This is a genomic window from Spirillospora sp. NPDC048819 (genome assembly GCF_040650055.1).
Taxonomy (GTDB): Bacteria; Actinomycetota; Actinomycetes; order Streptosporangiales; family Streptosporangiaceae; genus Spirillospora.
Map to the genome: position 1 here is coordinate 394,410 of NZ_JBEZGN010000003.1, position 24,933 is coordinate 419,342.

Annotated in this window: 23 protein-coding genes; 15 read left to right on the forward strand and 8 right to left on the reverse strand. The window is 71.3% G+C overall.

Annotated features, from left to right (window positions below):
- Positions 1–62: 62 nt before the first annotated feature.
- The 3 genes from thrC to rho all read left to right on the forward strand — a co-directional run bounded on the left by thrC (position 63) and on the right by rho (position 4,612).
- Positions 63–1,130, forward strand: coding sequence for a threonine synthase (thrC, locus tag AB0C35_RS07775; RefSeq protein ID WP_358451780.1), 1,068 nt, complete (start codon positions 63–65; stop codon positions 1,128–1,130).
- A 22-nt stretch (positions 1,131–1,152) separates the two neighbouring features.
- Positions 1,153–2,055, forward strand: a complete 903-nt coding sequence (gene thrB / locus AB0C35_RS07780) for a homoserine kinase (RefSeq protein WP_358451782.1) — start codon at positions 1,153–1,155, stop codon at positions 2,053–2,055.
- 472 nt (positions 2,056–2,527) lie between these two features.
- A complete protein-coding gene (gene rho / locus AB0C35_RS07785) occupies positions 2,528–4,612 on the forward strand; it encodes a transcription termination factor Rho (protein ID WP_358451784.1) in 2,085 nt (694 codons plus the stop codon).
- A gap of 62 nt (positions 4,613–4,674) precedes the next feature.
- On the opposite strand, the gene AB0C35_RS07790 is transcribed toward rho, so the two are convergent.
- Genes AB0C35_RS07790 through AB0C35_RS07815 form a run of 6 tightly spaced genes read right to left on the reverse strand, consistent with a single transcriptional unit; the run spans position 4,675 to position 11,172 of the window.
- Positions 4,675–5,532 (reverse strand): DeoR/GlpR family DNA-binding transcription regulator, encoded by an 858-nt coding sequence (locus tag AB0C35_RS07790; RefSeq protein WP_358451786.1) that lies wholly within the window; start codon positions 5,530–5,532, stop codon positions 4,675–4,677.
- A gap of 15 nt (positions 5,533–5,547) precedes the next feature.
- Positions 5,548–6,672 (reverse strand): ABC transporter ATP-binding protein, encoded by a 1,125-nt coding sequence (locus AB0C35_RS07795; protein WP_358451788.1) that lies wholly within the window; start codon positions 6,670–6,672, stop codon positions 5,548–5,550.
- A complete protein-coding gene (locus AB0C35_RS07800; RefSeq protein WP_358451790.1) occupies positions 6,669–7,760 on the reverse strand; it encodes an ABC transporter ATP-binding protein in 1,092 nt (363 codons plus the stop codon). The genes AB0C35_RS07795 and AB0C35_RS07800 overlap by 4 nt, the downstream gene beginning before the upstream one ends.
- Before the next feature lie 2 nt (positions 7,761–7,762).
- A complete protein-coding gene (locus AB0C35_RS07805) occupies positions 7,763–8,695 on the reverse strand; it encodes a carbohydrate ABC transporter permease (RefSeq protein WP_358451791.1) in 933 nt (310 codons plus the stop codon).
- Positions 8,692–9,732: a sugar ABC transporter permease gene (locus AB0C35_RS07810; RefSeq protein ID WP_358451793.1), complete on the reverse strand. Its 1,041-nt coding sequence runs from the start codon at positions 9,730–9,732 to the stop codon at positions 8,692–8,694. The genes AB0C35_RS07805 and AB0C35_RS07810 overlap by 4 nt, the downstream gene beginning before the upstream one ends.
- A 24-nt stretch (positions 9,733–9,756) precedes the next feature.
- Positions 9,757–11,172 (reverse strand): extracellular solute-binding protein, encoded by a 1,416-nt coding sequence (locus tag AB0C35_RS07815; RefSeq protein WP_358451795.1) that lies wholly within the window; start codon positions 11,170–11,172, stop codon positions 9,757–9,759.
- A gap of 268 nt (positions 11,173–11,440) precedes the next feature.
- On the opposite strand from AB0C35_RS07815, the gene AB0C35_RS07820 reads away from it, so the two are divergent.
- The 3 genes from AB0C35_RS07820 to AB0C35_RS07830 all read left to right on the forward strand — a co-directional run bounded on the left by AB0C35_RS07820 (position 11,441) and on the right by AB0C35_RS07830 (position 14,151).
- Complete coding sequence (locus AB0C35_RS07820; RefSeq protein WP_358451797.1) at positions 11,441–12,013, forward strand: DJ-1/PfpI family protein; 573 nt, start codon at positions 11,441–11,443, stop codon at positions 12,011–12,013.
- A gap of 118 nt (positions 12,014–12,131) precedes the next feature.
- The gene (locus tag AB0C35_RS07825) at positions 12,132–12,929 is read left to right on the forward strand and encodes an alpha/beta hydrolase (protein WP_358451799.1); all 798 of its coding nucleotides are present in this window, start codon (positions 12,132–12,134) and stop codon (positions 12,927–12,929) included.
- Positions 12,922–14,151 carry an iron-containing alcohol dehydrogenase gene (locus AB0C35_RS07830; protein WP_358451801.1) on the forward strand — a complete coding sequence of 410 codons (1,230 nt, stop codon included), beginning with the start codon at positions 12,922–12,924 and terminating at the stop codon, positions 14,149–14,151. The genes AB0C35_RS07825 and AB0C35_RS07830 overlap by 8 nt, the downstream gene beginning before the upstream one ends.
- 54 nt (positions 14,152–14,205) lie before the next feature.
- Here the strand turns inward: AB0C35_RS07830 and AB0C35_RS07835 are convergent, their stop codons facing one another.
- Positions 14,206–14,859, reverse strand: a complete 654-nt coding sequence (locus tag AB0C35_RS07835; protein WP_358451803.1) for a GntR family transcriptional regulator — start codon at positions 14,857–14,859, stop codon at positions 14,206–14,208.
- Positions 14,856–15,617: an HAD family hydrolase gene (locus AB0C35_RS07840; protein ID WP_358451805.1), complete on the reverse strand. Its 762-nt coding sequence runs from the start codon at positions 15,615–15,617 to the stop codon at positions 14,856–14,858. Before AB0C35_RS07840 ends, AB0C35_RS07835 begins: the two co-directional genes overlap by 4 nt.
- Positions 15,618–15,819: 202 nt before the next feature.
- Between AB0C35_RS07840 and AB0C35_RS07845 the strand changes: the two genes are divergently transcribed.
- The 9 genes from AB0C35_RS07845 to AB0C35_RS07885 all read left to right on the forward strand — a co-directional run bounded on the left by AB0C35_RS07845 (position 15,820) and on the right by AB0C35_RS07885 (position 24,804).
- Positions 15,820–17,223: a sensor domain-containing protein gene (locus AB0C35_RS07845; protein WP_358451807.1), complete on the forward strand. Its 1,404-nt coding sequence runs from the start codon at positions 15,820–15,822 to the stop codon at positions 17,221–17,223.
- Between the two features lie 59 nt (positions 17,224–17,282).
- Complete coding sequence (locus AB0C35_RS07850) at positions 17,283–17,933, forward strand: response regulator transcription factor (RefSeq protein ID WP_358451809.1); 651 nt, start codon at positions 17,283–17,285, stop codon at positions 17,931–17,933.
- 281 nt (positions 17,934–18,214) lie between these two features.
- Positions 18,215–18,433, forward strand: coding sequence for a 50S ribosomal protein L31 (gene rpmE, locus AB0C35_RS07855; RefSeq protein WP_121434040.1), 219 nt, complete (start codon positions 18,215–18,217; stop codon positions 18,431–18,433).
- 126 nt (positions 18,434–18,559) lie between these two features.
- The gene (gene prfA / locus AB0C35_RS07860) at positions 18,560–19,624 is read left to right on the forward strand and encodes a peptide chain release factor 1 (protein ID WP_358451811.1); all 1,065 of its coding nucleotides are present in this window, start codon (positions 18,560–18,562) and stop codon (positions 19,622–19,624) included.
- Positions 19,625–19,733: 109 nt separating this feature from the next.
- A complete protein-coding gene (gene prmC / locus AB0C35_RS07865) occupies positions 19,734–20,594 on the forward strand; it encodes a peptide chain release factor N(5)-glutamine methyltransferase (RefSeq protein WP_358451813.1) in 861 nt (286 codons plus the stop codon).
- Positions 20,595–20,666: 72 nt separating this feature from the next.
- Positions 20,667–21,569 carry an L-threonylcarbamoyladenylate synthase gene (locus tag AB0C35_RS07870; RefSeq protein ID WP_358451815.1) on the forward strand — a complete coding sequence of 301 codons (903 nt, stop codon included), beginning with the start codon at positions 20,667–20,669 and terminating at the stop codon, positions 21,567–21,569.
- A gap of 143 nt (positions 21,570–21,712) precedes the next feature.
- Positions 21,713–22,777, forward strand: a complete 1,065-nt coding sequence (locus AB0C35_RS07875; RefSeq protein ID WP_358451817.1) for a DUF2207 domain-containing protein — start codon at positions 21,713–21,715, stop codon at positions 22,775–22,777.
- Between the two features lie 253 nt (positions 22,778–23,030).
- Positions 23,031–24,197 (forward strand): MraY family glycosyltransferase, encoded by a 1,167-nt coding sequence (locus tag AB0C35_RS07880; RefSeq protein ID WP_358451819.1) that lies wholly within the window; start codon positions 23,031–23,033, stop codon positions 24,195–24,197.
- 190 nt (positions 24,198–24,387) lie between these two features.
- Positions 24,388–24,804 (forward strand): hypothetical protein, encoded by a 417-nt coding sequence (locus tag AB0C35_RS07885; RefSeq protein ID WP_358451821.1) that lies wholly within the window; start codon positions 24,388–24,390, stop codon positions 24,802–24,804.
- Positions 24,805–24,933 lie beyond the last annotated feature (129 nt).

Sequence of the window (24,933 nt, forward strand, 5' to 3'; positions counted from 1 at the left end):
GGCGGCCTGGTGACGACCGGTAGAATTCCGGGCAACATCGCAGGTCATCCGAGGAGATCGACTTGAACCCGAACGCCCGCGCGTGGCGTGGCCTTATCGAGGAATACCGCGACCGGCTTCCGGTGACGGAGGCGACTCCGGTCGTCACGCTGCTGGAGGGCGGTACTCCGCTGGTGCCCGCCGGCCGCCTGTCCCAGCTGACCGGCTGCGAGGTGTCCCTCAAGGTGGAGGGCGCCAACCCGACCGGGTCGTTCAAGGACCGCGGCATGACGCTGGCGATCAGCAAGGCCGCCGAGGACGGCGCGAAGGCGGTGATCTGCGCCTCGACCGGCAACACCTCGGCGTCCGCCGCCGCGTATGCGGTGCGTGCCGGGATGACCTGCGCGGTCCTTGTCCCTAACGGCAAGATCGCGATGGGGAAGCTGGCGCAGGCGCTGGTGCACGGGGCGCGGCTGCTGCAGGTGGACGGCAACTTCGACGACTGCCTCGAACTGGCGCGGAAACTGTCCATTGACTACCCGGTCGCGCTCGTCAACTCGGTCAACAAGTACCGGCTGCAGGGGCAGAAGACGGCGGCGTTCGAGATCGTCGACGCGCTCGGCGACGCCCCGGACGTCCACTGCCTGCCCGTCGGGAACGCCGGCAACATCTCCGCGTACTGGATGGGTTACAAGGAGTACGCGGCCGACAAGGAGGCGTCCGGGACGCCGCGCATGCTCGGGTTCCAGGCGAGCGGCGCCGCGCCCTTCGTGAAGGGCGAACCCGTCCTCAAGCCTCAGACCATCGCCACCGCGATCAGGATCGGCAACCCCGCGTCCTGGGATCTCGCCATCGCCGCGCGGGACGAGTCCGGCGGCGCCATCGCTTCGGTGACCGACAGGCAGATTCTGGCCGCCTACCGGCTTCTCGCCAGGGAAGAGGGGGTTTTCGTCGAGCCCGCCTCTGCGGCGAGCGTCGCGGGCCTTCTGCAGGCGAGTGAGCAGGGTGGCGTCGAGCCCGGTTCCAAGGTCGTCTGCACGGTGACGGGCAACGGCCTCAAGGACCCCGATTGGGCGATCTCCGGTGCGCCCGCGCCGACCGTCATCAAGGTGGACGCGCACTCCGCCGCGTCCGAGCTCGGTCTCACCTGAGGTGGGCTGGACGGAAGGACCGGTGCTGGTCCGGGCGCCGGCGACCAGCGCCAACCTGGGCCCCGGTTTCGACTCGCTCGGCCTCGCGCTGGGCCTGCACGACGACGTCGAGGTCGAGGTGACCGGCGGCGGGCTGTCCATCGAGGTGGACGGCGAAGGGGCCGAGACCGCCGACCGGGGCGAGCGGCACCTCATCGTCAGGATGCTGCACCGCACCTTCGGCGTCCTGGACGAACTGGCCGGATCCGGTCCCGGCAGGCCGCCCGGCCTGCGGCTGCGGTGCCGTAACCGGATCCCGCACAGCCGGGGGCTCGGCTCGTCGTCCGCCGCGACCGTCGCCGGGATCGTCGCCGCCCGCGCGCTGCACCCCGCCGGGAAGCTGCTCGACGACGACGCGGTGCTGGGTCTCGCCACCGAGATCGAAGGGCACCCCGACAACGTCGCGCCGTGCCTTGCCGGCGGCCTGACCGTCGCCTGGACGACGCCGGCCGGCCCGCGGCTCGTGCGCCTGGAATCGCAGGTCAGGCAGGTCGTGGCGTTCGTTCCCGAGCAGCGGCTGGCGACCGAGCGGGCGCGGGGGCTGCTGCCGGAGACCGTCCCGCACCGCGACGCCGCCGCCAACGCCGGACGCGCCGCGCTGCTCATCGCGGCGCTCACCGGCGGGCTGGACACGCGGATCCTGCTGGACGCGACGGAGGACCGGCTGCACCAGGATTACCGCGCTCCCGCGATGCCGGAGTCCGCCGCGCTGGTCAGGCGGCTGCGCTCGCGAGGCGTCCCGGCGGTGATTTCCGGGGCAGGACCTACTGTCCTGGCCTTCACAAGCGCATCACAAGTTGATTCGATGGCTCCCGGAGTGGGTAATGGGTGGCTCAAGCACCCATTGGACGTCGCGGCCCGCGGCGCACGCGTCCTGACCGGATGATCGGGGTTCCGGTCCTGATGGCGGCGGCCGGGGGCGGGGCCCGTCGCGGCCCCCGCCCGGTGCAGGTCCCGGCATGATCCCGCTAGGTAAAATGCGAAGACATCGACCTCTGGGGAATAGCAGTGCGGCCTGGTGATGTTAGGCTGAATGCCGCACCAGATGCCCCGTTCGGGGCAGCGTGCTCGTCAGCCGTGCGTCACCTATCCGGCCCTCCGGCCGTGTCGGTCCCGCGTACTAGGCTTCCCGACACCGTGACAATCCGTTGTCCGGCATTCCAGCGAAACTTCGGACGTGGCGGTAACGGGGACACGCACGAGCGAACCGTCCCGTCCACCATCTGGCTGCGCCCAGAACACGCAGATCCCGGCCCCACCGTGATCAGCGGAGCCCGTTCCGGCGCCCCCGCCGGGCCGCACCACCGGGTCGACTGGCCGGAAACCGGCCAACGCCCGCTCCCTGGGAAGGACCCTTAGTGAGCGAATCCAGCGAACTCCTTACGGACGCATCAAGCACGGGAGCCGCCGACGCCGCACCGGCCGGCGCGGAGCCCGCCACCCCCCGGCGCCGCCGGTCGGGCACCGGCCTGTCGGCCATGGTGTTGCCCGAGCTCAAGGCGCTCGCGTCCAGCCTCGGCATCACCGGTGTGACCGGGATGCGCAAGAGCCAGCTCATCGCCGCCATCCAGGAGAAGCAGGGCGGCCAGGGGCAGGGCTCGGCGGGGGGCGAGCAGGGAGCCGCTGCCTCGGTGAAGGCCGAGCGTCCCAGGCGCACCCGGGCCGCCGCGGCCAAGCACGAGGTGTCCGACGACCAGGTGACGATCGCCGAGGGCGAGCCGGCGCCCGCCGCCAAGGCGGCCGACGCGCAGGCCCCGGCCGACAAGCAGGCCGAGGCGCAGGCCCCGGCGGACAAGACCGCCGAGAAGCCGGCCGACAAGCCCGAGAAGCAGGACCGGGCCGAGCGCCAGGGCGGTCGGCAGCGGAACGACAGGCAGGAGCGCGGGGGCTCCGAAGGACGCGGCGAGCGCGGTGAGCGGCAGGGCCGCGACCAGGGGCGCGAGCAGAACGTCGAGGACGGCGAGTCCCAGGGCGGACGCGACGGCGGCCGGGACGGGCGCGACAACCGCGACGGCGGCCGTGAGGGCCGCGAGGGCGGCGGACGCCAGCGGCAGCGCGGCGGCCGGGAGCGCGGCGACCGGGGCGACCGGGGCGACCGCGGTGACCGGGGCGACCGCGGTGACCGGGGCGACCAGGGCGGCGGCCGTCAGCGCGGCCAGAACCAGGGCGGCCAGAGCGGCCAGCACGGTCAGCACGGCCAGCACGACGATGACGACGGCAGCGGCCGGGGCCGGCGCGGGCGCCGGTTCCGCGAGCGCAACCGGGGCCGCGGCCGCGAGCGCTACGAGGAGCCGGTGATCACCGAGGACGACGTCCTGATCCCGGTCGCGGGGATACTCGACATCCTCGACAACTACGCGTTCGTCCGCACGACCGGCTACCTGCCGGGCCCGAACGACGTGTACGTGTCGCTGGCGCAGGTCCGCAAGAACGGGCTGCGCAAGGGCGACGTCATCACCGGTGCGGTGCGGCAGGCCCGCGAGGGCGAGCGGCGCGAGAAGTTCAACGCGCTGGTGCGCCTCGACACCGTCAACGGGATGGAGCCCGACCAGGCCAAGGGCCGCGTCGACTTCAGCAAGCTGACCCCGCTGTACCCGCAGGAGCGGCTGCGGCTGGAGACCGACCCGGGCATCCTGACGACCCGGATCATCGACCTGGTGTCGCCGATCGGCAAGGGCCAGCGCGGCCTGATCGTGTCACCGCCCAAGGCCGGCAAGACGATGGTGCTCCAGGCGATCGCCAACGCGATCACCAAGAACAACCCGGAGTGCCACCTGATGGTCGTCCTCGTGGACGAGCGTCCCGAAGAGGTCACCGACATGCAGCGGACGGTGAAGGGCGAGGTCATCCACTCGACCTTCGACCGTCCCGCCGAGGACCACACCACGGTCGCCGAGCTGGCGATCGAGCGCGCCAAGCGGCTCGTCGAGCTGGGCCACGACGTCGTCGTGCTGCTCGACTCGATCACCCGCCTGGGCCGCGCCTACAACCTGGCGGCGCCCGCGTCCGGACGCATCCTGTCCGGTGGTGTCGACTCGACGGCCCTGTACCCGCCCAAGCGGTTCTTCGGCGCCGCGCGCAACATCGAGAACGGCGGCTCGCTGACCATTCTCGCGACCGCGCTGGTGGAGACCGGGTCCCGGATGGACGAGGTCATCTTCGAGGAGTTCAAGGGCACCGGCAACATGGAGCTGAAGCTCAACCGGAGCCTGGCCGACAAGCGGATCTTCCCCGCGGTGGACGTGGACGCGTCCAGCACCCGCAAGGAGGAGATCCTCATGGCTCCGGAGGAGCTGCGGGTCGTCTGGCAGCTGCGCCGCGTCCTGCACGCGCTCGACACGCAGCAGGCACTGGAACTCCTCATCGAGAAGATGAAGGAGACCAAGTCCAACGCCGAGTTCCTGCTCCAGGTCCAGAAGACCACGGTCTCCGACGACCGCTGACCGACGCTGACCGAGAAATCGCAGAGGCCCCCGTCCGGATCGTTCCGGCGGGGGCGTCCGCGTTAGTCGTCCTCGACGGCCCCTGTCTTGGCCACATGCAGCGGGACCCCGGCGGCGCCGTAGCGCTCGCGTACCTCGGCGGCCACACCATCGTCGGTGATCACCGCGTCCAGCTCATGCGCCGGGACGATCGTGAGCAGCGCCGCGCGGTCGAACTTCTCGGCCGGCACCAGTCCCACCACCCGGCCGGTGACCGCGCGGACCGCGTTGACGATGTCGGCGGTCTCGCGGCGGGCCGCCGTCAGGCCGTGGCTGAGGTTGATGCCCGACGGTGAGATGAACGCGGTGTCGAGATGCAGCCGGCTGATGAACTCGGTCGTCCAGGGTCCGGTCAGCGCCCGGGTGTGCTGGTTGAGGTCGCCCGGGGTGCTGATGACGTGCACGCTCGGCGCGGTGAGACCGAGCACGATCGCCGGCGAGTTGGTGATCATCGTCAGCTCCGCCGGTGGTTCGATCTCCAGCCGGTGCGCGAGGGCCAGGCCGGTGGAGGAGGCGTCGATGAAGATCGTCGCGCCGTCCGCGACGAACGACCGCGCGTACAGGGCGATGGCGTCCTTGGCCAGCCCGGCCCGATGCAGGCGCTTGGCCCATCCGGTTTCCAGTGGAGGTTCCGAGGTGGCGAGCGCACCGCCGCGTACACGCTCCACGAGGCCCTCCCGGTTGAGGTGTTCCAGGTCGCGGTGCACGGTGACCGGTGAGACCGCGTGCTCGCGAGCCAGGTCGGCGAGGCTCGCACCTCCCTCGCGTTGGATTCGGGCCAGCATGCGGGCACGGCGTGCGGCGGGCAGCGACGGCTCGGGCCCCGCCGGGTCCGCCGGCGCCTCTGGGTCGGCCGAGTGAGGAATACCGCGTGCAGTCACAGCGCAAGTATGCCTTCACGCTCGGAGCGCCCGTTCGGTGGTGGCGTCGAAGAGGTGGGCTCGTTCGAGGTGCACCCCGATCCGCAGGCGAGGACCGGCCGGGCCGGAGACGGCGGGCAGTGTGACGGTGGGGCCGGCCTTGACGCGCACGACGGCCTCTCCCACGCGGACGTCCACGAGAGTGCGGTCGCCGAGCGGCTCCACCACGTACACCTCGCCCTCCAGGCAAGGCTGGTCGGCGGTGGGGGTCAGGGTGAGGTCTTCGGCGCGGATTCCGATCAGGACGGGGCTGCCGTCGGGCATCTCCGGGCACCAGGAGGGGGCCGGGAGCGTCCAGCCGCCGTCTCCGGCCAGCCGCCCCGGGCGTCCGGTCCCGGCGTCGAACCGGCAGGGCAGCACATTGATCTGCGGACTGCCCACGAAGCCGGCGACCCAGCGGGTGGCGGGTCGCTCGTATATCTCCATCGGGGTTCCGACCTGCTCGATCCGCCCGTCGCGCAGGACCGCGACGCGGTCGGCCATCGACATCGCCTCGACGTGGTCGTTGGTGACGTAGAGAAAGGTCCGGCCCAGCGCCCGGTGAATGCGGGTCAGTTCGGTGCGCATCTCCACGCGCAGTTTCAGGTCCAGGTTGGTCAGCGGCTCGTCCATCAGGAACGCGCGGGGCTCGCGCACCAGGGCGCGGCCGAGCGCGACCCGCTGCTGCTCGCCGCCCGACATCTGGGCGGGACGCCGATCGAGCAGCCGCTCGATGTGCAGCAGGTCCGACACCCGGGCGACCGCCTCCGCGATCTGCTCCGGGCGCAGCCGTCGAGCCCGCAGCGGAGAGGCGATGTTCTGGCGGGCCGTCTGCTTGGGGTAGAGGGCGTAGCTCTGGAAGACCATTGCCAGGTCGCGTGCGGCGGGGGTGGCGGCGGTGGCGTCGAGGTGACCCAGCCGCACGGTGCCGGCGTCCGGTCGCTCCAGCCCGGCCATCACCCGGAGCGTGGTGGTCTTGCCTGCGCCGGACGGCCCGAGCAGCGCGAAGAACGAGCCGTCGGGGACGGTCAGGTCGACGCCGTCGAGGGCGGCCACGTCACCGAAGTTCTTCCGCAGGCCGGTCACCCTGATGGCCGGCGGCTTCTCCTCGTCGGCGGTCATACGGCGCCCTTCCCTTCGACGACTCGTTCGGTCCGCGGGTCGTAGACGGGCGGTGGCGGGCCGACATGGCGCAGGCCGACCGGGTCGCCGACGTCGTGCCGGGCCGTCGGCGGCATCCGGCTGCGCAGCGGCCCGGCCGGGGTGTCGACCACGTAGATCGTTTCGTCCCCGAGCGCCTCGCGGGCCAGCACCCGCCCGTCCACGGTGTGGTCTTCGCCGGCCGCGGTGAGGGTCAAGGTCTCGGGACGGAGCCCGGCGATGAGCGGGTCGCCGTTGGACGGGCCGTCCGGGGCGGGCAGCCGCAGGCCGCCTTCGGACACCAGCCCGCCGTCCGTCACGGTGACGTCGAGCAGGTTGATCGGCGGGCTGCCGATGAATCGGGCGGCGAACAGGGTGGCGGGCCGGTTGTAGACCTCCACGGGTGTGCCGAGTTGCTCGAGTCGGCCCTGGTTGAGGATGGCGATGCGGTGCCCGAGTGCCATCGCCTCGACCTGGTCGTGGGTGACGTAGAGCATCGAGGTGCCGATCTGTGCCTGCAGGTGTTTGATCTCGGCCCGCATGTCTTCGCGTTGCTCGGCGTCCAGGTTGGTGAGCGGTTCGTCCATGAGGAACGCGCGGGGACGGCGCACCATGGCCCGGCCGAGCGCGACGCGCTGCTGTTCGCCGCCGGACAGCTGGTGCGGTCGCCGGTCCAGCAGATGGGACAGCCTGAGCATGCGGGCCACGTCCTGGACCCGCCGTGCGATCTCCGCGGACGTGACCTTGGCGGCCCGCAGCGGGAACGCGATGTTGTCCCGGCAGGTCAGGTGGGGATAGAGCGCGTAGAACTGGAACACCATCGCCACATCGCGTTCGGCGGGCGGCAGGTCGTTGACGGTCTCGTCGTCGAGCCGTATGTCCCCGCCGGTCTGCCGCTCGATGCCGGCCACGCACCGCAGTGTGGTGGTCTTGCCGCAGCCGGAGGGGCCGAGCAGCACGAACAGTTCGCCGTCGGCGATGCTCAGGCTGAGCTCCTCGACCGCCGGCGGAGCGCCCTGTTTCTGGCCGGTGAACCGCTTGTGCAGCCGGTCGATCGTGATCGCGGCCATGCCTACCTCCTCACCGCTCCGAGCGTCACGCCCGCCACGAGGTGCTTGCGGACGATGAAGGCGAACACGAGTACGGGCAGGGCGAACACCATGGCCGAGGCCGACACCAGGCCCCAGTCGATCGTGGTGCCGCCGATGAGACCGGCGATCGCCGGGGGAGCGGTGCGGGTCTCGGGACTGGAGGTCAGGAAGGTGGCGAACACGAACTCGTTCCAGGAGAAGATGAGCGCGAACACGGCGGTGGCGGCGATGCCCGGGATCAGCAGCGGCAGTGTCATCCGGACGAATGCTTCGAATCGGGAGTAGCCGTCGAGCATCGCCGCGTCCTCGTACTCCGGGGACACCTCGTCGACGAACCCCCTCAACATCCAGATGGTGAAGGGGAGATTGAACGCGGTGTAGACGAGCACCAGCCCGAGCAGGGTGTCGATCAACATGAAGTCGCGGAAGAGCAGGAAGATGGGGATGACCACCACGACGGGCGGCATGAACCGGGTGGACAGGATGAAGAAGAGCTGATGCTTTTTGCCGGTCAGGGGGAAGCGGGAGTAGGCCCACGCGGCCGGCACTCCGAGCAGTGTCGCCAGCGCCGTGGACGCGCCGGCCACGATCACCGAGTTCAGGAATCCGGTCGACAGGACCGATCCGGAGCTGAAGACGTCGGCGTAGTGCTCGAAAGTGATGGGAAAGCCCGCGAACTTGGCCGGTACGGCGTAAACGTCGCGCTGGTGCTTCAGGGACGTCTCCAGCATCCACACCACCGGGAACAGGAAGACGACCGCGAATCCGGCGAGCAGGCCGATCTCCAGGCCGCCGCGGATGCGGCGGCGCCCGCCGCGGCCGCGGCGCGACCGGCCGGACCGGGCCGCGGCGGCACCCGTCCCGTCTGACGCCGCGTCCGGGTGGTCGGCGATCGAATCGGTGCGTACGGTCATCGGGCTCCCTCCCGGGAGTCGTCGATGCCGCCGTCCGCGGTGGCCAGTGCCTTTGCGGGAGGAGGCCGGCGGCCTCTGCGGCGGTCGGGTTCGACTCGGCCGGCGGCTCCGAACCGCTCCAGCCGTTTGACGAAGATCTGGGCGAGCACCATGACGACCACCACCATGAGCACGCCGTAGGCGGCGGCCTCGCCGGTGTCGAAGCCGAGGAAGGCCGTCTTGTACACGCTGAACGACAGCGTCTGGGTGGAGTCTCCGGGGCCGCCGCCGGTCAGTACGTAGACCAGGTCGAACAGGCGGAACGCCTCGATGCCGCGGAACAGGACGGCGATCAGCAGCAGCGGCCGGACCAGCGGCAGCGTGATGTGGCGGAACTTGAACCATTCCGAGGCGCGGTCGATGTCGGCCGCCTCGTACAGGTACCGGGGGACCGCGGTCATGCCCGCGAGCGCGATGAGCATGATGAACGGCGTCCACTGCCAGGTGTCGACGACGATCAGCGACGTCAGGGCGAGGCCGCGGTTGGTCAGCCATTCCCGGCCGTCCAGCCCGAACGAGCCGAGCACGCTGTTCACCACGCCGAACTGCGCGTCGAGCATGAACTTCCAGAACAGGCCGACCACGACCGGCGACAGCATCATCGGCACGAGGAACAGGGTGGTGAGCCCGCCGCGGCCGCGGCTGCGGCGGGAGATCAGGTAGGCGATGGCGAAACCCAGGCCGGACTGCAGGGTGATCGCGCCGACCACGAATATCGCGGTGGTGGTGGCGTGGCGCAGCACTTCGGCCGAGGTGAGCAGGTCGGCGTAGTGATCGAGACCAACCCACCGCGGCGGCGCGTCGCGTGTCGCCGAGTAGTCGGTGAGCGACAGGAACACCGTCCACAGCAGCGGGAACACCGACAGGAACAGCAGGACGACCAGGGCGGGCGTGATGAACAGCAGCGCCAGCCGGCGGTCGGTGAGGAAGCGGAACCGCCTGGCGGCGGGCGGGGCGGTCAGATCGCCCGCCGCGGCGGGTGAGGCGATGTCGGTCATGACGACTCCCGGTGCCGGTCCGTGCTACCGGCTCTGGTCGAGCACGGCCTGCTGCTCACGGGCGATCTTGTTCAGAGCGGCGTCGGGCGCGAGGGTCCCGTTGAGGGCGGCATTGACGTTGATCGTCAGGATGTTCATGAGCTTGGCGTACTCGGGCAGGTTCCAGAAGTCGCGCAGTCGCGGCAGAGATTCGGTGAACGCCTTGTTGTAGGGCGCGATCTGAAGGAACTCGGGAGAGTTGACGACATCGGTCCGGCCGGGGATGCCGCCGAGTCCGGCCCACACCCGCTGCACGTCGGCGCTCTGGAACCACTTCATGAAGTTCAGCGCCTCGGCCTGGGCCGGGCTGTCGGCGTACTTGGAGACGTGCATGCCCATGCCGCCGAGCGGGATGGCGTCGGACTTCTTGCCCTTGGGCAGAGCGGCGAACCCGAGCTTGCCGGCGATCTCCTCACGCGACTTGCCGAGGGTGGACTGCTTGGGGTCGAGCAATCCGGGCATGGCGCCGATCCACTGGAAGGCGTAGCAGGTCTTGCCCTGGTTGACCGCCGCGTTGACCTCGTCGATGAACCAGTTGCCCGACCCCTTGGCGGTCAGCGGCTTCATCTGCTCGACGAGGATGCGCATGGCCTCGTGGCCGGCGGCGTCGTTGATCACGCCGTCGACCTTCTTGCCGGCGGCGTCCCACAGCCGCCCGCCGTAGGCGCCGCTCACCGCCGCGTAGGGAGTGGCGGCACCGTCGGTCGCGTTGGCCTGCTGAAACGCCAGGCCGCTCATCCCCGGATGGTCGCGCTGACACGCCGCGGCTTTGGCGATCATGTCGTCCCAGTCGGCGGGGGCCTCCTTGATCAGGTCCTTACGCCAGACCATCGCCCAGGTATCGCCCATCAGCGGAAGGCCGTACATCTTGGCGCCGGGGTCGGCCTCACCGGTCTTGGCCTGCGGGTACTGGCCGTACGCGCCGAGGAAGGCGGGATTGTAGGCCGATCGGTCGACGTGTTTGCCGACGAAGTCGGTCAGCTCCAGGATGTTGCCGTTGGTGACCGCCTCACCGATGTACTGCGAGTCGAGGATCGGTACGTCGAAGTTGGTCTTGCGCGCCGCGAACTGGGTGAAGATCGCATCGTGCCACTGGGCGATCGGCACCGTGTTGACCTCGACGGTGACGTTCGGCCGGACCTTCTTGTAGTGCTCGTTGGCCAGCTTCTCCAGCGCATGCGCCGGCGGCCACTCGAACCAGATGAAGCGCAGGGTGATCGGTTCGTCGGTCAGCTTGGTCGTGAAGTTGTCGGCGGTGACGTCGCTCGCGCCGCCGGCCCCACCGCAGGCGGTCAGCATCGCGGCCGCCATCGCTCCGGTGAGGATGGGCGCCACGGCGCGGCGCCAGCGGCGCCGTCTGCGGGCGGCGGACCCGTTGCCGGGTGAGTCCGGTCTGCGCACGGCCTGCCCCTCTCATGAGGTTGCTTTCACATGACTTCATAATCTTTCATGTGTGGTCGCTCAACCTAGGGGTGTATTTCAAGACCTGTCAACGGTCCGAACGCCTCATGTCGTGCGATCATGTCCCTCGAAGTGCACGTCCTGCCGCACCTTCGCGCCTCGTGTCGAGAAGCAGAGACTTCAGATCTTTTCAGAATCCTTCATCGCTGCTACGGTGCTGACCGTGGCGGCATCGTCGCCACGGGTCCGAACGCTCCAGGAGGTTCTCGTGCAACGAGTGCTCGTCCTCACCGGTGACTGCGCCGAAGAACTCGACGTGATGTACCCGCTGTTCCGCATCCGCGAGGCCGGCTACGCGGCGGATGTCGCCGCGCCGACCACACGCGACGTGCAGCTGGTCATCCACGACTTCGAGCCGCACTCCGACGCCTACACCGAGAAGAACGGCCGCAAGCTCGCCGTCGACCTCGCCTTCGCCGAGGTCGACCCCACCCGCTATCTCGGCCTGGTGATTCCGGGTGGGCGGGCGCCCGAGTACATCCGGATCGATCCCGACGTCCGGCGCATCACCGAGTACTTCTTCGCCGAGGACCTCCCCGTGGGGACGATCTGCCACGGACCCCAGGTGCCGGCGGTGTACGGGCTGTTGCGGGGCCGCCGCACGGCCGCCTTCCCGCCCCTGGCCGGCGACATGGCCAACGCGGGCGCCGAAGTGGTCGACGCTCCCGACGTCGTCGACGGGAACATGGTCTCCTGCCGGGGCTGGCCGGACATGCCGGAGTGGTCGCGGGCGTTCATGGCGGTACTGGAGAAGGCCGCCGCCCAGCGGTCCGCCGGCTGACCCGCCGGTCATGGACGAGGCGGAACCCGCTTGTCAGGGCCGCTCCGGGGGGTGCGGGGGGTCGTCACCCCGCGAGAGACCGGTCCGGCCCACGGCGCACACGCTGGACATCGGCGGTTTGCGCACCCGCGTCCATGAGGCCGGTACCGGCCCGGCGGTCCTCCTCCTGCACGGATCGGGGGCCGGAACCACCGGCTGGGGCAACTTCGCCGCTCTGGCGGGGGCTCTCGCCGTCGGCGGCTACCGCGTGATCGTGCCCGACCAGACGGGTTTCGGTGACAGCGAGCCCCCGGCCGACGGGCGGTTCGGCCGCGCCGTGTGGACCCGGCAGGCACTCGGCGTGCTGGCGGCCCTGGGCGTCCGCCAGGCCGACGTGATCGGCAACTCGATGGGGGGAGCGGTCGCGCTGTCGCTGGCGGCGGCCCGGCCGGAGGCGGTACGCAGGGTCATCGCCGTCGGGTCGATGGGGGCCTCGATGGCGCTGCCGGACGGTCTGGACGCGTTGTGGGCGTACCGGCCGGGAGCCGCCGCGGCCAGGGCGATGACCGAGCTGATCTTCCACGATCCGCGGTTCGTCACCGACGAGGCCGTCGCCGCGCGGCTCACCGCCACGCGGCGGCCGGGCCACGCGGAGACCTTCGCGGCCATGTTCGCGCCGCCGCGCCAGCGATGGGTGGACGATCTCGCTCTCTCCGCCGCCGACCTGGCCGCCCTGAGGCAGCCCGTTCTGCTGCTCCACGGAGCCGACGACCGGGTCGTGCCCTTCCGCGATGCCGCGCTGCCCCTCCTCGGCGCATTGCCCAACGCCCATCTCCACCTGTTCGGCCACTGCGGCCATGCACCCGTCACCGAGCATGCCCGGCCGTTGCGGCGGCTCGTCCTGGACTCCCTGAAAGGCCATTTCGACCATGTCTGACTTCGTCGTCCTGCGATCACCTTCCCAGGTGTTCTTCGGCCGTGGAATGGCCGAAGCCGTGGGGCGCCTCGCCGCGCCCTTCGGGCAACGCGCCTTCATCGTCACCGACCCCGCGATAGCCGCCACCCCCGGGTTCGGGCGGATCCTCAAGTCGCTGACCGCCGCCGGCCTGGTGGCGCAGGTGTTCGACGCCGCCGCCCCCGACGTGCCCACCGGCACCGTCGCGGACGCACTCGCCGCCGTCACGGCGGCCCGGCCGGACGTCGTCGTGGCCGTCGGCGGCGGCTCCTCCATCGACCTCGCCAAGGTCACCGCACTTCTGATGTCCCACCCCGGCCCGCTCGGCGCCTACCACGGGGAGCAGCAGGTTCCGGGGCCGGTCACCCCGCTCATCGCGCTGCCGACCACGGCCGGGACCGGTTCGGAGGCCACCCCCGTGTCGGTCGTCAGCGACGCCGACCTCGGCATGAAGGTCGGCGTCTCCAGCCCGTACCTGATCCCGCGGATCGCGATCTGCGACCCCCTGCTCACCGTCGCCTGCCCGCCGGCGGTCACCGCCCATGCCGGCATCGACGCGCTCGTGCACGCCGTCGAGTCCCACATGGCGGCCGCCCACCTCGTCGCGGAAGGCCCGGAGACCGTCCGGCTGCCGCTGGAGCGTGTGGCGATCGGCAAGAACCCGCTCTCCGACCTGCTCGCGCTGGAGGCGATCCGGCGCATCGGCGCCCACCTGGAGACCGCCGTCCGCGACGGCGAGAACCTCGAGGCCCGGGAGAACATGCTCTACGGCAGCATGCTGGCCGGCCTGGCCTTCGGCAATTCCGGGGTGGCCGCCGCGCACGCGCTCCAGTTCGCGATCGGAGCCGCGACGAACACCCCGCACGGCCTCGGCACAGGTCTCATGCTGCCCTATGTGATGGCCTTCAACCGGCCCGTCCGAGAGGAGAGCCTGACCTCGATCGCCCGCGCCCTCGGCGGGACCACCCCGGATCACGCGGTGACCCGTCTCCAGGAACTCGGCCGCCGGATCGGGCTGCCCGGCACCCTCGCCGAACTCGGCCTGACCGCCGCCGACCTCCCCCGTCTGGCCGAGCGAGCGGCCGGCGTGCGGCGCCTCGCCGCCAACAACCCGCGCAAGCTGGACGCCGCCGCGTGCCACACGATTCTGACCGCGGCCCTGACTGGCGACCTCTCGGCCCTGCGTCCCGCCGCCGCGTCGTAGTCGTCCGCAGCGACGCGGTTCCGTGTGGGTCCGGCCGCCGGCGCCCGGGGTGGTTCAACTCCGGTCGGGCCGGCGGCCGGTCAAGTGCACGACCGCCTTCTCCAGGTGGTTGCGCATCCGCTCCACCGCGTCGTCCACCGACCCCTCGGTGATGGCCGACAGGACCTCGCGGTGCTCCCGGCCGAGTGCGGCCGGCGATGCCCACGCCGGCCGCAGCTGGGCCACGCACAGCCGGATCTCTCCGTCCAATGACCGGTAGAGGCGGCTGAGCCGCTTGCTGCCGACCGCCTCGACCAGCGCATTGTGGAACGCGCGGTCCGCCTCCACCACGTCGCTCCAGTGCGCCTCGTGCGGCAGTTCCTCCATCTGCCGGGTGGCCTCCTCCGCCGCGGGAATCACCACCACCCGGCCGACGAGTGCCCGCACCGTCTGGACCTCCAGCGGCACCCGCACGTAGAAGAGGTCGAGAACGTCCTGCTGGGTGAGCTGCGGAACCGACGGGCTGCGGTTGGGTGAGCGCTCGAGCAGGCCCTGGTGGACCAGCACCTGGATCGCGGTGCGGACGGTGGGCCGGGCCACCCCGTGCGCTGCGCACAGTTCGGCCTCGGTGAACCGGGTTCCGGGCGCGAGGTCGCCGCTGAGGATGAGGTCACGCAGCGTGGCGACGATCAGGTCCGCCGCGCCGGTGGCCGGGGCCGTCTCGGTCATAGCCCCGCCGTCTCGACGGCGCGGCGGCGTCCCAGCCATTCCACGAGTCCGAGCAGAGATCCGCCACGCCAGTCGTACTGGAGCTGGAGCAGACGGTCGCCGTGCGGAGTGACCGGCGGGACGACGCCTTCGCCACCGGTGGACACCGGGTGACCGGCGTCGGCGGCCACGGGCGATCGCCGGTCCAGCCAGGCGCGGCGTACCCCCGGCGCGCCCGCGACGTTCAGCTGGCTTCGGGACGCGGCAACGTGCACGATGCGCGACGCCGGGACGTCGAGCCTGGCCAGCGCCTGGTCGACCAGACTGGCGGATCCGCAGTCGCGGACATCGCGGCGTGTGAAGACGGCGGCGAATGCGCCGTCGAGGGGACGCAACGCTCCGTGGACGAGTTCCGGATCCTCATCCGAGGCGACCACCAGCCGGAACCCGGCGCGCGCGGCGAGTTCCACGGCGGGCGCCACGTCCGGATGCGGCCGGCAGGTGTGGAGCGCCGTGGTGAGCGCCGCCGATCCCGCGTCTCGCCAGCGGTAACCCGCCTCCTCGGCCAGCAGTTCGTAGGCGGTGGCGAACGCGCGCCGCTCGCCGCCGAGCTCCCGCAGGAGGGCCTCGAACCGCCGGCGCAGGTCGCGCCCGCGATCCAGCGGGCTGTGCCCGTTGCGGCGGGCGAGGTCGTACAAGAGCGGTTCGACAGCCGCCGTCCAGCAGACCAGCGTGTCCCGCCAGCTGAACAACACGGTGTCGGCCGGGCCACCGGGCATGGGCCTCACCTCCTTCGGGGTGCTGGGAGCGTAACTCGTCTGACAATCCGGGACAATAGTCTGGCAATGCTCACGGCCAAGGGCACGGCAATGAAGAGGGTGGGGCTAACCCCACCCCCGATTGGGCGGCGGCCATCATGTCGTCCGGACGTCCCGCTCGGCAGGCTTGGACCGTAGGTTGGAACGGGTACGGAGGGACGACGTGGGCGAGCTGAGCAGGGACCCCGGCGGCGGGGACGCGACCGCGGGCGGCGCCGCCGCGCGGTGGGCGGCGGCGCGATGGGCCACCGTGATGCAGGTCGGCGGTGACACGGCGGCGACCGTCGCGAACACCCCGTGGACTCCGCTCGCCATGGCGAAGTCGTCGCTGACGTGGCGGTCGGCGATCTATCTGGCCGCGAGCATGGCGCTCGGGCTCGGCTGCTTCATCGGGCTGGCCGTCGGGCTGACGCTGTCCCTCGGGCTGCTGATCATCTGGGTGGGCCTGCCGATGCTGGCGCTGATGATGATCGCGTGGCGGGGCGTGGCGATACTGGAGCGGCAGCTCGTCCGGGCGGCGTTCGGCGTGCGCATCCCGAGCCCGTACCGGCGGCTCCCGGCGGGACGCAACCCGCTGACCAAGCTGAAGGCGATGGCGTCCGACCCCGCCACCTGGAAGGACCTGCTCTACCTCGCCGTGCTGTTCCCCATCACGCTGGTGGAGTTCGTCGTGTCCTGGACGGTGTGGGCGGCGACGGGGATGCTGCTGGCGATGCCGGTCATCGTGGCGGTGGACGGCGGCGCCGAGGTCAGTGTCGGCTTCGTCTCGTACTGGGCCGGCAGCCCGCTGGAGGCGCTGCCGATGTCGGTGGGCGGGCTGGTCTTCCTCGTCCTGGCGATGTACGTGACGCGGGTGATGGCGATCGGGCATTCGGCGTGGGCGCGGCTGCTGCTCGGCCCGAGCCCCTCGCAGACCGAGAACATCGAGCTGCGCAAGCGGACGGAGCATCTGCGGGCGAGTCGTGCCCGCGGTGTGGACGCGGCGGAGTTCGAGCGCCGCCGCATCGAGCGCGACCTGCATGACGGCGCCCAGCAGCGGCTGCTGGCGGTGGCGATGGACATCGGGCGCGCCCGCGCCAAGCTCGACGACGACCCGGAGGGCGCGCGGGCGCTGATCGAGCAGGCCCATTCGGGCACCCGGGAGGCGATCTCCGAGCTGCGCGACCTGGCCCGCGGGATCTACCCGGCGATCCTCACCGACCGCGGCCTGGACCCGGCGCTGTCAGGGCTGGCGGGCCGTGCCCCGGTGCCCGTCGAGGTGGACGTCGACCTGCCGGAACGTCCCCCCGCGGCGGTGGAGAGCATCGCGTACTTCATCGTGGCGGAGTCGCTGGCGAACATCGCCAAGTACGCCCGCGCGACCCGCGCGTCCGTCCGGGTGGCCCGCGAGGACCGGTGGGTGGTCGTCGAGGTGATCGACAACGGGGCCGGCGGCGCGGTCGCGCGTCCCGACGGCGGCCTGGCGGGGCTCGCCGACCGGGCGGCCACGATCGACGGGATGCTCATCGTGGACAGCCCGCCCGGCGGTCCCACGATCATCCGCGCCGACCTCCCCTGTACCTGGTAGCCCGCGCCGGACGGCCCGCGGCGGTCCGCCCAGGCCGCCGCGGGCCCGATAATGGGTGGATGCGGGTAGTGATCGCCGAGGATTCGGTGCTGTTGCGCGAAGGGCTCGTCCGGCTGCTCGACGACGCCGGGATCGAGACGGTCGCGACGGTCGGCGACGGTCCGGGGCTGCTCGGGATCGTCGAGGAGCACGAGCCGGACCTCGCGATCGTGGACGTCCGGATGCCGCCGTCGTTCACCGACGAGGGGCTGCGCGCCGCCCTCGCGGTCCGGGAGCGCAGGCCGGGCGCGCCGATCCTGGTCCTGTCGCAGTACGTGGAGGAGCGGTACGCGACCGACCTGATCGGCGGCGGCGCCGAAGGCGTCGGCTACCTGCTGAAGGAGCGGGTGTCGGACGTCGCCGAGTTCATCGACGCGGTGCGCCGCATCGCCGGCGGCGGGACGGTCATCGACCCCGAGGTGATCGGGCAGCTGCTGGGACGCCGCCGCATCGGGGACCCGCTGGAGGCGCTGACCCCCCGTGAGCGGGAGGTACTGGGGCTGATGGCGCAGGGACGGTCGAACGGCGCCATCGCGGCGGACCTCGTCGTCACCGAGGGCGCCGTGGAGAAGCACATCTCCAACATCTTCATGAAGCTGGACCTGCAGCTTGCGCAGGGCGGGCACCGGCGGGTCATGGCCGTCCTCGCCTACCTGGGCCGCGGGGGCTGAACGCCCGTGACCGGGGGCGTTCCGCGCGCCCGCGCGTCCCCGGCGGGATCGGGAATGCCCGGTGACCTCGCCACGTTCAGGTATCTGGCACACTTGGAGCGAGTCGTTCTCATCCGGGGTGTTCCGGCGGCCCGGCACCGCCGACCCAGCCGAGGATGAGGACGGTTCGCGCAACCGCTGCGGTACCGGTTCACGTCTCCTGCATCATTCATGGCCCTGTCGGGCGTGATCGGCCATGTGAACTCGGGGATGCCCGGCGACCGCCAGAAGCGAGGAGAACCATGAAGCCTGACATCCACCCGAACTACGTCGTCACCACCGTGACGTGTACGTGCGGCAACACCTTCGAGACCCGCAGCACCGCCGAGAACGGCGTGATCCACGCGGACGTGTGCTCGAACTGCCACCCGTTCTACACGGGCAAGCAGAAGATCCTCGACACCGGCGGCCGGGTCGCGCGCTTCGAGCAGCGCTTCGGCAAGAAGAAGGCCGACAAGTAGCGCGAGCGCCGCACACAGCGACGACCAGGGACGGCCCGGGGACATCTCGTCAGGTCCCCGGGCCGTCCGAAGTCGGTTTCCGGAGGCCGCCGCGGCCCCGGGGGCCGGGACGGGCCAGGACACAGCGTGAATCTCGACGATCTGATCAGCGAATACGCGGGCATTGAGGAACGGCTCGCCGACCCGTCCGTCCATGCCGACCAGAACCTGGCGCGCAAGCTGGGCAAGCGCTACGCGGAACTGCGGCCGATCGTCGAGACGCACCGGGACCTGACGTCGACCGAGGACGACCTCGCCACCGCGCGTGAGCTGGCCGGGGAGGACGAGACGTTCGCCGCCGAGGCCGTCGAGCTGGAGAAGCGGCGGGAGGGGCTGGAGGAGCGGCTGCGGCATCTCCTCGTCCCGCGTGACCCGAACGACGCCAAGGACGTCATCCTGGAGGTGAAGGCGGGCGAGGGCGGTGAGGAGTCCGCGCTGTTCGCCGCCGACCTCCTGCGCATGTATCTGCGGTACGCCGAACGCGTCGGCTGGAAGACCGAGGTCATCGACTCCCACCTGTCCGACCTCGGCGGGTACAAGGGCGTCACGGTCGCGGTGAAGGCCAAGGGCGCCCAGGAGGAAGGCGTCTGGACGCGCCTGAAGTTCGAGGGCGGCGTGCACCGTGTGCAGCGCGTCCCCGCGACCGAGTCGCAGGGGCGCATCCACACGAGCGCCGTCGGCGTCCTGGTGACGCCCGAGGCCGAGGACGTCGACGTCCAGGTCGACCCGAACGACCTGCGCATCGACGTGTACCGCTCGTCCGGCCCCGGCGGGCAGAGCGTCAACACCACCGACTCCGCGGTCCGCATCACGCACCTGCCGACCGGTGTCGTCGTCTCGTGCCAGAACGAGAAGAGCCAGCTGCAGAACAAGGAGCAGGCGCTGCGCATCCTGCGGTCGCGGCTGCTGGCGATGGCGCAGGAGGAGGCCGACGCCGCCGCCGCGGCGGAGCGCAAGAGCCAGGTCCGGACGGTGGACCGCTCCGAGCGGGTGCGCACCTACAACTATCCGGAGAACCGGATCTCCGACCACCGGGTCGGCTACAAGGCCTACAACCTCGACCAGGTGCTGGACGGCGACCTCCACAACGTCACGCAGGCGCTCGTCGACGCCGAGCTGGAACGCCGCCTGGCCGAAGCACAAGGATCATGAGCGCAGCGAACCGGGGGGTGTGGGGGGTCGTCCCCCCTCGAAGCATAAAGATCATGAGCGCGGCGAACCGGGGGGTGTGGGGGGTCGTCCCCCCTCGAAGGGCAGGATCATGAATCTGCTGCTCGACGAGATCGCCAGGGCGACGGCACGTCTCGCGGACGCGGGCGCGGCATCCCCTCGCGCCGACGCCGAGGAGCTTGCGGCGGCGGTGCACGGGGTGCGGCGCACCGAGCTGCACGGCGTTCCCGACAGCGCGTTCGACGCCCGGTTCTGGGAGTTCGTCGCCCGCCGTGAGGCCGGGGAGCCGCTGCAGCACATCACCGGCCGCGCGTTCTTCCGCTACCTGGAGCTGAAGGTCGGGCCCGGCGTTTTCGTCCCGCGGCCTGAGACCGAGGTCATGGTCGGCTGGGCGCTGGAGACGCTGCGCGACATGGACGTCCGCGACCCCCTCGTCGTCGACCTCGGCACCGGGTCGGCCGCGATCGCACTGTCGATCGCGCTGGAGGCGCCTCGCGCGCGCGTGCACGCGGTAGAGAAGGACCCGACCGCGTTCGTGCACGCCACCCGCAACATCGAGGAGCTCGACGAGCGGGGACGCGTCCGGCTGCACCTGGACGACTTCTCCTCCGCGCTGAAGGAGCTGGACGGCACCGTCGACCTCGTCGTCAGCAACCCCCCGTACATTCCGATGAGCGAGTGGGAGTACGTGCCGCGCGACGTCCGCGACCACGATCCCGCCGACGCGCTGTGGGGCGGCGGGGACGACGGCCTGGACGCGATCCGCGTGGTGGAGCGCACCGCCCGCCGGCTGCTGCGTCCCGGCGGTTACACGGCGGTCGAGCACAGCGACCTGCAGGGCAACGGCGTCTACTGGATCTTCGCTGAGGAGCACGGCTGGCGGGACGTCCGCAACCGCCGCGACCTGACCAACCGGGACCGCTTCGTCACGGCGCGGCTGGCGGCGGAGTGACGCGCCGCGAGCCCGTTATCCTTGGCGTTGCCATACCCGATGAGCGCCGCGAAGACAGGAAGACGGGCGACCGTGAGCCGACGTTATGACTGCGCCGATCCGATGGAGCGCACCCGCGGGATCGCGGAGGCCGTGTCGGCCGTACGGCGCGGCGAGCTGATCGTCATGCCGACCGACACGGTGTACGGCATCGCCGCGGACGCGTTCACCGCGCCCGCGGTGACGGCGCTGCTGGACGCCAAGGGACGCGGGCGGGAGATGCCGCCCCCGGTCATGGTCGGGTCGGTGCGGGCCGCGACGGCGCTGGTCGAGGACCTCGGCACCTACGGGCAGGACCTCATCGACGAGTTCTGGCCGGGCGCGCTGACGCTGGTGTGCCGCGCGAACCCGAACCTCATGTGGGACCTCGGCGAGACCAAGGGGACCGTCGCGGTGCGGATGCCGATGCACGAGATGGCGGTCGAGCTGCTGAAGGAGACCGGCCCGCTGGCCGTCAGCAGCGCGAACCTCAGCGGGCAGGCCCCGGCCCGCACCGCCGAGGACGCGGAGAAGATGCTCGGCGACTCGGTCTCGGTCTATCTGGACGGCGGAGTGTCCGGGCACGCCGACCCGTCGACGATCGTGGACCTGACCGGGGCCGTCCCGCGGCTGCTGCGGGCGGGCGCCATCCCCGAGGAGAGGATCCGCGCGGTGGTCGGCGTGCTGCTGACCGACGAGGACGACCCTGCCGACCCGGACGAGCGGGCCGACCCGGCCGAGTCCGGCGAGGTCACGGCGGGCGCCGAGCCCGCAGAGGCCGCGTCGCCGGTGGACATGGCCAAGCCTTCCCTGACGAAGGGGGAGTCGTCCGAAGCCCCGGACGCGGCGGCTGAGCCCGCCCCCGGGGGCGCTGAGCCCGCCGGCGAGACGGCCGCCGGCGCGTCCGCCGGCGCGGACGCGAAGCCGTCGCTCACCAAAGACGACGAGCGGGCGTAGAACGGGGGCGGCGGGCGGCCTCCGTCCGTCCGGGCACGCCTCCATGACCCGCGTCACAGCGGGCTCCGGACCCGGCAGTGGCACGTAGCCTGGCGGGTGTATTGACCTCGTTACGCCGACACAGCGGCGGCAACGGTGAAACCATGTTTGACGTGCGTGGCCGTGTCCGGGGGGCCGCGATCGCCGCGGGGCTGCCACTGCTGCCGGCCCTCGTCTTGACCTCCCTCGTCCTGATCTCCCTCGTCCTGATCTCCCTCGTCCTGCCGCCGCCCGCCCGCGGCGCGGCCGAGCCCGTTCCCGCGGTGTCCGGGACGGTGCCGCCGCCGGAGACGGCCGCCGGGGAGCTCGCGGAGAGCATCGCGACCTACGACGTCGTCCTCGGCCTCGGCGCCGACGGCGTCCTGCGCGTCCGGGAGACCATCACCTACGACTTCGGCGAGAGCGGCCGGCACGGCATCGTCCGCCTGGTGCCGTTCCGCCGCGGCGACCGGCTGTACGAGGTGCGCGACATCAGGACCAGCTCGTCGACGGGCGCCCCGGCCCGCGTCCAGACGATGAAGCTGCTGAACGACGTGCAGATCAGCGTCGGCGGCCGGCAGGGCGAGGTGCGCGGGCGGCAGGCGTACGTGATCGAGTACGAGGTGGCGCGGGCGTTCACCCCGCGCGCCGGCCATGACGCGCTGACATGGGACGCGATCGGGACGGGCTGGGACGTCCCGATCAGGAACGCGGCCGTCCGGGTGGAGGCGCCGGTCCCGCTGCGGCACGTGACCTGCGACGCCGGCGCCCCCGGCGCGACGACCCGGTGCCTGCGCGACCGCGACGGCCCCTACGCCGTGGACTTCATCCAGCGGAACCTCGCCCCGCACGAGGGCATGAAGGTCCGGGTCCGGCTGCCCGAGCACGCGGTCGCCGCCCAGCCCCCGCTGTACGTCCCGCCGCGCTGGGCGGGCGGCTGGCCGGGCACCGCGCTGCTCGCGCTGTCCCTCGGGATGGTGGCGCTGCTGCCCCGCCGCCCGGTTCCGCGACGGCGGGCCGGCCTGGGCCTGGCCGCGGCCGGCGCGCTGCTGGTCGCCGCCGACGCGGGCGACGAGGTCGCGGCGCACGGGCTGTGGGCGTTCTCGATGGGGGACCGGTGCCTCGCCGGTCTCGCGCTGATGACCGTCGGGGCCGGGGTTCTGTGCGTCCACCGGTTCCGGGCCCGGTAGGCGCCACGGGGGGTCGTATGCGCCGTGAGGGGTCGTATGCGCCGCGAAGGGCCGCCGGGAGGATTAGAGTTGACCGATCGCGATCGTGAACAGATCGTCCTGCCCAGCCGTCTATAAGGTGACGGCGGTCCCGCGATCCGAGGGCGGGATGTGAGGGATCGCGCGCGCGGGGCAGTCAACCACGGGGCGGCCGACGGGGCTGCCGATGCGGCGGCCGACCGCCGGCGGTGATGGGCGAAGGAGGCGCAGGGGAGTGCGGGAGTACCTGCTCACGATCCTGGTCGCCGCCCTGGTCGCGTACCTGCTGACCCCGCTCGTGCGCAGGTTCGCCGTCTGGTTCGGGGCGCAGGCCGTTCCCCGTGACCGCGACGTGCACGTCATCCCGACGCCCCGGCTGGGCGGTCTCGCGATGTTCGGCGGGATGGTGGCGGCGCTGGTGGTGGCGACCGGGCTGCCGGAGATGCGCAAGGTCCTCGCGGACGGCGACGTCAGCGTCGCCAAGGCGCTGCTGCTGTCGGGCGGGCTGATCGTGCTGATCGGCATCGCCGACGACCGCTGGGAAGTGGACGCGCTCACCAAGTTCGCCGGCCAGGTCTCCGCGGCCGGGATCTTCATCATGCAGGGCATCCAGATCTATGTGATCCCGCTGCCGACGGGCGAGTCGCTGTCGCTGCCGCCCGCCTACGGGGTGCCGCTGACCGTCCTCGTCGTCGTCGCCACGATCAACGCGGTCAACTTCATCGACGGCCTGGACGGGCTGGCCGCCGGCGTCGTCGGGATCGCCGCGCTGGCGCTGTTCTCCTACGCCTACCTGCTGTCGCGGACGAACGGGCTCACCACGCTGACCGCCGCGACCCTCATCGCCGCGGTCCTGTTCGGAATGTGCGCGGGCTTCCTGCCGCACAACTTCAGCCCCGCGAAGATCTTCATGGGCGACACCGGCTCGATGCTGATCGGGCTGCTGCTCAGCGCGTCCACGATCATGCTGACCGGCCAGTTCGACCCGGCGATCCTCGCCAACGGGCTGTTCCCGTTCTTCGTCCCGGTGCTGCTGATCCCGGCGGTGGCGGCGGTGCCGTTCATCGACATGCTGCTCGCGGTGTGGCGGCGCACCAACCAGGGCAGGTCGCCGTTCTCGCCGGACAAGCAGCATCTGCACCACCGGCTGCTGGAACTCGGCCACTCCACCCGCCGCGCCGTGCTGATCATGTACTTCTGGGTCGGGCTGCTGGCGTCCGGGCTGGTCGGGCTCGCGCTGTTCGACGCCGCCTGGATCACCCTCGGGATCACGCTGCTGGTCGCGACCGCCGGTGTCCTGCTGATGATCCGCAGGCCGCGGGTCTCAGCCCATGGGGCCGGCCCCGTGGAACCCGCGTCCCGAGCCGGTCGATCGTCACGCCATGGCGCCGGCGTGCCGTGACCGGCCGTCTTCGCGCAGACGCCTAAAGCACGGGTCCGACTGGGCTAAAGTCCCTGGTGAAAGCGCGGCCGGAGGTGGAGCCGCGGGCCCGGTCGGGCGTTACCTCTAGGGTAATTGCGGACGATCCGGACGCTTGTGATACCTTTCACGAACAAGAAACGACCACCGTACGTGACCAGCCGGAGCCCTCATGCAATCCAATGAAGCAAGGATGCTCCGCGGCACCGCGATCCCGACCGCGGCCGCCGGGGTGGCCGCCATCGTGATCGGCTTTCTGGCCGCCGGCGGCAAGGGCGCCCTCGCGGCGGCACTGGCCGCCGTCGTGGTGATCGCCTTCTTCTCGATCACCGTGCTCGTGGTCTCCTGGGCCGGCAAGATCTCCGCGCAGACGATGATGCTCGCCGGGCTCGCGAGCTACATGGTCAAGATCCTCGCGGTGATGCTGCTGGTCACGAGCATGGACGGCGTCACGATCTGGAACACGAAGGTCTTCGGCTGGGCGGTCATCGGGCTCGCGCTGCTCTGGCTCGCCGCCGAGTTCCGAGTCACGCTGCAGCAGAGGCTCTACATTGACGAACCTGAGAACGCGCTGGACCGGAGTGCGTGATGAGCGCGCCTTGGACGGCGATGTCCCCAACGGGCTACTCCAATATGACCACCGCGTGGATGGCCTGCTATCGTCCGGAGCGCGATGAGCGAGCAGAAACGTCGGCCGGAGGACGGCCAACGGGAATTC